9 protein-coding genes are annotated in these 7,270 nt (G+C 39.2%); 1 reads left to right on the top strand and 8 read right to left on the bottom strand.

All coding sequences use genetic code 11. The features are described 5' to 3' along the window. Nucleotides 1-89: 89 nt before the first annotated feature. From resB to AC1DSB_RS11575, 6 genes are all read right to left on the bottom strand, one after another. Complete coding sequence (resB, locus tag AC1DSB_RS11550) at nt 90-1,748, bottom strand: cytochrome c biogenesis protein ResB (RefSeq protein WP_477586758.1); 1,659 nt, start codon at nt 1,746-1,748, stop codon at nt 90-92. Nucleotides 1,749-1,760: 12 nt separating this feature from the next. Beyond that, nucleotides 1,761-2,297, bottom strand: a complete 537-nt coding sequence (gene resA / locus AC1DSB_RS11555) for a thiol-disulfide oxidoreductase ResA (protein WP_016427449.1) — start codon at nt 2,295-2,297, stop codon at nt 1,761-1,763. Between the two features lie 158 nt (nt 2,298-2,455). Next, on the bottom strand, nt 2,456-3,190 hold the full coding sequence (locus AC1DSB_RS11560; protein ID WP_016427450.1) for a pseudouridine synthase: 735 nt from the start codon (nt 3,188-3,190) through the stop codon (nt 2,456-2,458). A gap of 96 nt (nt 3,191-3,286) precedes the next feature. Beyond that, nucleotides 3,287-4,282 (bottom strand): D-alanyl-D-alanine carboxypeptidase family protein, encoded by a 996-nt coding sequence (locus AC1DSB_RS11565; RefSeq protein WP_477586759.1) that lies wholly within the window; start codon nt 4,280-4,282, stop codon nt 3,287-3,289. 20 nt (nt 4,283-4,302) lie between these two features. Continuing rightward, nucleotides 4,303-4,878, bottom strand: coding sequence for an SMC-Scp complex subunit ScpB (scpB, locus tag AC1DSB_RS11570; RefSeq protein WP_477532938.1), 576 nt, complete (start codon nt 4,876-4,878; stop codon nt 4,303-4,305). After that, entirely contained in the window at nt 4,871-5,650 is a 780-nt protein-coding gene (locus AC1DSB_RS11575) for a segregation/condensation protein A (protein ID WP_016427453.1), read from the bottom strand. Before AC1DSB_RS11575 ends, scpB begins: the two co-directional genes overlap by 8 nt. A 57-nt stretch (nt 5,651-5,707) precedes the next feature. On the opposite strand from AC1DSB_RS11575, the gene AC1DSB_RS11580 reads away from it, so the two are divergent. Beyond that, the gene (locus tag AC1DSB_RS11580) at nt 5,708-6,205 is read left to right on the top strand and encodes a DUF309 domain-containing protein (RefSeq protein ID WP_477586760.1); all 498 of its coding nucleotides are present in this window, start codon (nt 5,708-5,710) and stop codon (nt 6,203-6,205) included. Here the strand turns inward: AC1DSB_RS11580 and AC1DSB_RS11585 are convergent. Together AC1DSB_RS11585 and AC1DSB_RS11590 are read right to left on the bottom strand one after the other, a co-directional pair. Continuing rightward, on the bottom strand, nt 6,202-6,567 hold the full coding sequence (locus tag AC1DSB_RS11585; protein WP_016427455.1) for a GNAT family N-acetyltransferase: 366 nt from the start codon (nt 6,565-6,567) through the stop codon (nt 6,202-6,204). The two genes, AC1DSB_RS11580 and AC1DSB_RS11585, sit on opposite strands and share 4 nt — an antisense overlap. Nucleotides 6,568-6,752: 185 nt before the next feature. Continuing rightward, on the bottom strand, nt 6,753-7,270 hold a 518-nt coding region (locus AC1DSB_RS11590), incomplete at its 5' end, for a diaminopimelate decarboxylase family protein (RefSeq protein WP_477586761.1).

The raw sequence follows: 7,270 nt of genomic DNA on the forward strand, positions 1-7,270 counted from the left end.
CCCTTTCACTGCTCCACCGAAAAATAATGTTGCAATCAAATAACAAACAAATGCAAAAAACAATAAATTCCCACTTATCGAGACGAGTGTCATGACGACTTCTCACCATCCTTTTTGAGCTCATGTGATTCAGAGTCCTGTTGATCCATGTATGGAGGCAGTTGTGCTACTTCCGTTAGCTGATCCAACTCTTTTTTAATAGCAAACCAGTTTTTATTCGTATGGGCAGCGACAGCAACCTGTCCATCTTTCGTTTCATGAATCCATATTCTACGGTGATTGAAGTAAGATCCTTGCGCAACCCCAATCATGAAAATCAAGCCACCTAAAGCTAAAATCCATAATGTTTTATCTTTCCGTATCGTGAGACCGGAAACATCACGCGTATCTACATTTTGGAATTCAAGTTTATATTCATTATCCCCAAGCGGCTCCACAGTTTGTTTTATCGCCACAAAACTGGTTTCCCCTTCAGGAGTTTCAGGTGTCTTCATTTCCACTAAAAATGCAGGGTTGTTCGGAACTGGAGACTTCGTTTGAGGCTCTCCCTTTTCAAATCCAGAAAAATCCGGATAATATCCTAACAATTTTACAGAAGACCCATTACCTAAATCATAAGTGGTTTTTGGATTCGTCAAATCGATGGAAAGATCACCTAAAGATTCGCCAGTCGCTTTATTTGATAAATTAAAATGCATTGTGCGAAGTTCATCCAAACGGAAGTCCATTTGATAAACAGAAAAACCTTCAAATTTCAAAGGATGATTCACCTGAATAGATTCTTTTTTCACTTCTTCAAGATTATCAGTTTGACCAGGTAATGCAGTTTCTGGTTTTTTATATAAAACTACATTTGTCTGATAGTTAGATGCAATCGTTCCGACACGATCAATAGCATCCCCGAATACTTCGTCTGATTTTTCTTTATCGTAAGTTTCAAGAATAAATTCTTTACTTTCCAAGTAATAACCAGGTGCTTCCGGAATGGCCCGTGTTTCACCTTCGCGAATCCACATCGTTTCATCCACATAGAATCCTGGTAATGCCCTCAGCATAACCCCGAACAGGAAAATAATAAGACCAACATGATTAACATAAGGACCCCATCTTGAAAAGCGACCTTTTTCTGCCAGTAACGCTCCGTCTTCTCGCTTCACATTATAACGGAGTTCTTTTAGCTTAGCTTCACTTTTTGTAAACGTTTCTTCTATGGAACTGACGCCACCAAGAGCAAAAAGACGTTGACGTTTCATAAAGCTTTCATGTCTTTTCGTGCGTTGTTTTTTCAAAGAGTTGTATAAAGGAATAAAACGGTCCAAACTTGCAACGATAAGGGAAATGCCAAGCATCCCGATTAACGTCTGGAACCACCATGAGCCATATAGATCTGATAAGCCCAATTCGTAATAGATCTTCCCAAACGTTCCATACACTCTTTCATAATAAGCGGCTATATCCGCTTCTGTTGTTGCTGGAACGTAAAGTACTTGCGGTAGAATTGTTCCGATGGCAGCTGCCACCAAAATCATGATAATAATCGTTACTCCGATTTTAACACTTGAAAAGAAGTTCCATATCTTATCAATAATCGATTTGTTGTATGTTTGCGAACGGCGTGCAGAACCTTCGTAACGCATATCCGCTAATTTTAAATCTTTTGCTTCTTTTGTGAGGGGCCGACCACAGTTCCCACATAACACTGTTCCTTCTGGATTTTCATGCCCACAAGCACAAATGATGTTGTTCATATGATTGACTCCTTAATCGGGACGTATCTGCTCCATAAAATGAGCGATGTCCTGYTCTGTCATCTCTCCGCGTACGATCTTCTCAATTTTACCTTCAGGATTGATTAACAAAGTCGTTGGAAGCGGATCAATGTTGTATGTTTCCATCACACTTTTCGTTTTATCAATAACAATCGGGAAATCCAGTCCATACTGGTCAGCAAACTGTTCTACTTCAAAATTGGACTGCGCGATGTTTACAGCCAATATTTCAACACCTTGTTCTTTAAATACTTCGTATTGACGATCCATTGCGGGCATTTCTTTTGCACACGGCTTACACCATGTACCCCAGAAATTCAGAAAGACCCCTTGTCCTTTATAATCTGACAAGCGATGCTCTTCCCCATTTAAATCCACCAAAGTGAAATCCGGTGCTTCGTCCCCAACGCCTAGAACATCCACCTTGTCTTTAGAAGCATTGTTGTAAATAGTGTAAATGATTGCTACTACCAGAACAGACAAAATCAATGTCCGTATCAAAAATCTTTTTTGTTTCGTCTGAGCCATTTTTATACCCTCCTACATGACGAAATAATCATTTATCATTATAACAAAGAAAAGCGGTTGCTAAGACCGCACATTTGAAGGGTTTGTGAACGTTTTCAGGTATTCCGAAAACCTCTAAATTATTTGAATAGATTTAAGCAATTTCCAATACCTACTAATTATGAACCAATTTTTCCTGTTTCAGCCATAACACGCAGTAATTTCACTTCATGGGACGTCAACTCACGTGATTCACCTGCATTAAGACCATGAAGCGTCAAGAAAGCAAAGCGTTCACGTTTCAATTTTTGCACAGGGAAACCGATGGCATCGAACATGCGACGAACTTGACGGTTTTTACCCTCATGAATCGTGATTTCAATAATTGCCTTGCTTTGTTTTGGATCAGCCGATAATAATTTGACACGGGCTGGAGCTGTCTTTCCGTCTTCTAGTACAATTCCACGTTCTAACGGTCGGAGTTGCTCTTTCACTGGGATTCCTTTAACTCGTGCAACATACGTTTTATCAATTTTGAATTTAGGATGAGTCAGCGTATATGATAAATCGCCATCATTCGTCATGATTAAAAGACCCGATGTCTCATAATCTAAACGCCCCACCGGAAATAGTCGTTCTGGTATGTGCGGAAATAAATCTGCAACCGTTTTACGTCCTTTGTCATCCGTCACTGCCGAAATAATTCCTCTTGGTTTATATAATAAATAATAAACCTTTTGCTCTTTTTCCAACTTCACGCCATCTACTTCAACTGTATCTGATGCAGATACTTTTGTTCCAAGTTCTTTGACAACTTGTCCATTCACTTTCACTTTTCCTTCTAAAATCAGTTGCTCGGATTTTCTTCGTGACGCAACCCCAGCATGTGCTAACATTTTTTGTAATCTTTCCATACTTTCACCTCATCGTCGATTCCTATACTCTTTAAAAATTATGTCACACTTTCGCTCAAAACAAAAGAAGACCGCTTATTTAATAAGCAGTCTTCGTCATTCATTCCGCTCAATATGTACTTTTTTTGTAAGTATGGTTTTCCCGTTTATTTGTACTTCCCATTTTGCCATCTTTTGAGACGCTTTCGCCCGATTCAAAACGACAAGATGCGAAACTTGTTCATCTTTGTGTTTTAGAATGTAGGCTGACTTGTCAGCTTTCATCACCAATCCACCTGGTAAATCATATGAGCCTTTTTTAATGACTTGAACTCTATCATATTGTGCAAAGACGTTCTCTGCAAGTTGCATGTGCATTTGCCAATCATTCGATTGGTTCAATGTAACAACAATCACTTCTTCGTCTCCATCTTTGAAATACGTTGCAAGTGTTCTACCTGCTGTTTTCGTAAATCCTGTTTTCCCGGCAATCGCTTTCGTTTCCAAGCGAACGAGCTTATGTTTGTTATCCCAGTACTTCCCGTCTTGTTTGAAATGGGGTGCAGTTAAGATCGGTTTGAGTTCTTTATTTTCCATTGCGATTTTCAACATAAGAGCTGTGTCATAAGCGGTAGATAAGTGTTCCTCGTGGTGTAATCCTGATGGGTTTTCAAAGTGTGTATCTTTTAATCCCATAATTTTTGCTTTTTCATTCATCAATTTAACGAAGCCTTCAACTGATCCTCCTGCATGCTCTGCTAGAGCAACTGCTGCATCGTTACCAGACCTCAGCATTAATCCATAAAGCAATACATCAACAGCTGTTTCTTCTCCATTTTTAAGATAAATGGATGAACCTTCTTGGGATGTGGCTACAGGAGAAATTTTGACCTTTTCTTTTAAATCTACTTCATCCGCCACGACAACCGCTGTCCACATTTTTGTTAAGCTGGCAATCGGCATTTTTTGGTCTTCACCGCTTCCTGCCAATAACCGTCCTGTCTTCGCATCAATTACTGCATAAGCAGATCCCTGTGCCTCAGATAATCGAGGGTACAACAGACTTACACCTAACAGGAGAATCACTAACACTATCAACCATTTATTTCGCAACCAGCAGCACCTTTCGCTTCTTATTCTTGTTGTTCCCCAAAAGCTTCCTGGAACTTTGTCATGAATAAATCTGTTTGGTCATCTTCTTCCGTCCCTTGTGTTTCCGGTAACGGCGGCAACTCATTCATATCATTTAATCCAAATACATTTAAAAACTCTTTCGTGGTGCCGTACAGGATGGCACGCCCTGTACCTTCAGCTCGACCGACTTCCTGAATCAGACCTTTAAGGCTTAACGTGTGTAATGGTCTTTCACTCTTCACGCCCCGTAAGTCTTCAATCTCGATTCGTGTAATTGGTTGTTTGTAGGCAACGATCGCCAACACTTCCAATGAAGCTTGTGAAAGAGGTTGATTCGTTGGGTTTTCAACGAGTCGTTGAATGGTTTCTGCGTTTTGTTTTTTTGAAATCAGTTGATATGTTCCGGCTAATTCTTTTAATTCAATTCCGCGGTTTTTGGATTTTATATAGTCATCCTGTAATTTCTCTAATGCTTCTTTTACCTCTATAGACGTTGCACCAGTTAAATTTTCAATCTGTTTACTTGATAACCCTTCGTCTCCTGTTACAAAAAGTAAACTTTCAATTCTACTCATCAATAGGCTCAAAAGATTCTTCCTCCCATCGATCATTTATTAGATTAACTGTCAGATCATCAAAATTCTGACGTTGCTCGACCATTACCATTTGTCTTTTCATAAGTTCCAGCAAAGATAAAAATGTGACAACCAGAGTTGGTTTGTCTTCTGATGGAAAAAGTTCTGAAAAAGAACAACTTCCGCCTCGGGATTTCAAAGTCTTGAAGACACTTTTCATTTGGTCCTTGATGGATAGTTCCTGTCTAGTAATTTTGGTGGCAAGCGGGGCTTTCAATCGTTTCCTTCTCAGCATTTTCTGAAAAGCACCCAACATGTCATAGACATTCAAAGGATCATCAAATGCAGTTAATTGTTGAGTTGGCTGATAGTCGGTCAAGTCACTTGGTGCTCTTGTAAAGACTTGTGCTCTTTGTTCTTCTAATTGCTGCAGATTCTCAGCTGCTTCTTTATACTTCCGATACTCAATCAGACGATTCACCAATTCTTCCCTTGGGTCATTCATATCAAGGGCAAGTTCGTCATCATCTAATTCACCTTCGTGAATCGGAAGCAGCATTTTACTTTTGATTGCAAGCAGGGATGCGGCCATTACTAAATATTCACTGGCTTCATTCAATTCAAGCACTTGCATAGCACGAATATGTTCCATGTACTGTAAAGTTAAATCAGCCATTGGAATATCATATATATCAATTTCCAAACGATGGATTAAGTGCAATAATAAATCGAGAGGACCTTCAAAAGCGTCCAATTTTACTTCATAAGACATGTTAAGATCACCCGATCAAATAGATTCAAATTTTAGTATAGAGGAAGTGTGAGAAGAATGCATCCGTTGTTTCACCCACTTTTTGTGCAGTTTGTCATATATTTTAATGAGCACGAGGATTTTTTTGAATGCCACGAAGTGTTGGAAGAATACTGGAAAGAGATTGCACCGAAAGATAAAACACATCCACTTACTGCTTGGATTTTGCTCTCGACAGGTATGTATCWCTGGCGAAGGGGTAATTTCAATGGCGCGAAAAGATCACTGGCCAAATCATACGATCGTTTCCATCTGAATGGTACGAGTGCTTTTTATGAAGGCATTCACTTTTCAAGACTTATCGTGAATTTGGAGCAATCACTAGAATCCGTTGAAAATAATACATCTTTTCAGCCATTTAAAATACAAGTCGATTCATCTGAGTTATCATCAGCCATCCTACAACAACCAGCATTAGAAGCACTAACAGGTGATCAACTCATACACAAGCATATGCTCCGGGATCGTTCAGAAATACTTAATGCCCGTGAAGAAAAAAGAAGGAACAGACATTAAATGTCTGTTCCTTCTTGCTGGATTGTGCACTTATCTATGAATGGTTTTGTCGATTCAGCAGCCTTTATTTCTGTACATGGAAGGAAATTTTGCACTTTGGATACCATTTCTTTTCCAATCCCTTCACCTCTAAATGAAGGTGAAACAGTTATATGCTGAATCAAACACTCTGTATCTGTAGTTTCTATGCCAATCAAGCCCACAAAATCTTCCTCTTTTTTCCACATAAACAAATGCCAGTTCGGATTATTTTCATAGGTTTGAATGGTTTCTTGTAATTTTTTTAAATCTTTTTCTTGTGGCATAAACGACAGGAGACCCATCGCAATTTTTTCACATATTTTTTTATATCGTACTAACATAATAAATCCCTCATTTTTGATTCCGCTTCAGCACAATGACTATCCTACATCATTTGCAATAAAACTTCAACTCGCAATCCATTATTTAACAGTTTATTGGTTCGGTGCAATAAATATCCAATAAAGAATTCCCCAAACAATACTTATTAATAGGATAAATAAATATAATTTGTTATTGTTTCTTTTCATGAGTGTGCACCTACCGTCTCATCTTGTAAAGAACAATCCAACTTTACGAGATCTTCATAAGTTTCTCTCTTAATGACAATGCGATGATTGCCCTCCTCCACGAACACGACAGCGGGTCTAGGAAGCCTGTTATAATTGCTGGCCATCGAATATCCGTATGCCCCTGTGCAGAATACAGCGAGTATATCTCCCGCTTCTACTATTGGCAAAGAAATGTCTTCGATCAGTTTATCGCCTGATTCACAACATTTACCGGCTACTGTGTAGGTTTTAGTGGCTTCAACTGTCATTTTGTTCGCAACAGCCGCATCATATTTTGCTTGATACAGTGCAGGACGAATATTGTCTGACRTTCCGCCATCTACAGCCAAGTAATTTCTGACACCCGGCACTTCTTTTTGAGATCCAATCGAATATAAAGTAGTTCCTGCGTCACCTACTAGTGAACGGCCAGGTTCAATCCAAATCTCAGGCATTGGATACTTTGCTTCGCCGATTTCGGAACGTATGGATT

It is taken from the genome of Paenisporosarcina sp. P4_E4_2 (assembly GCF_056401595.1).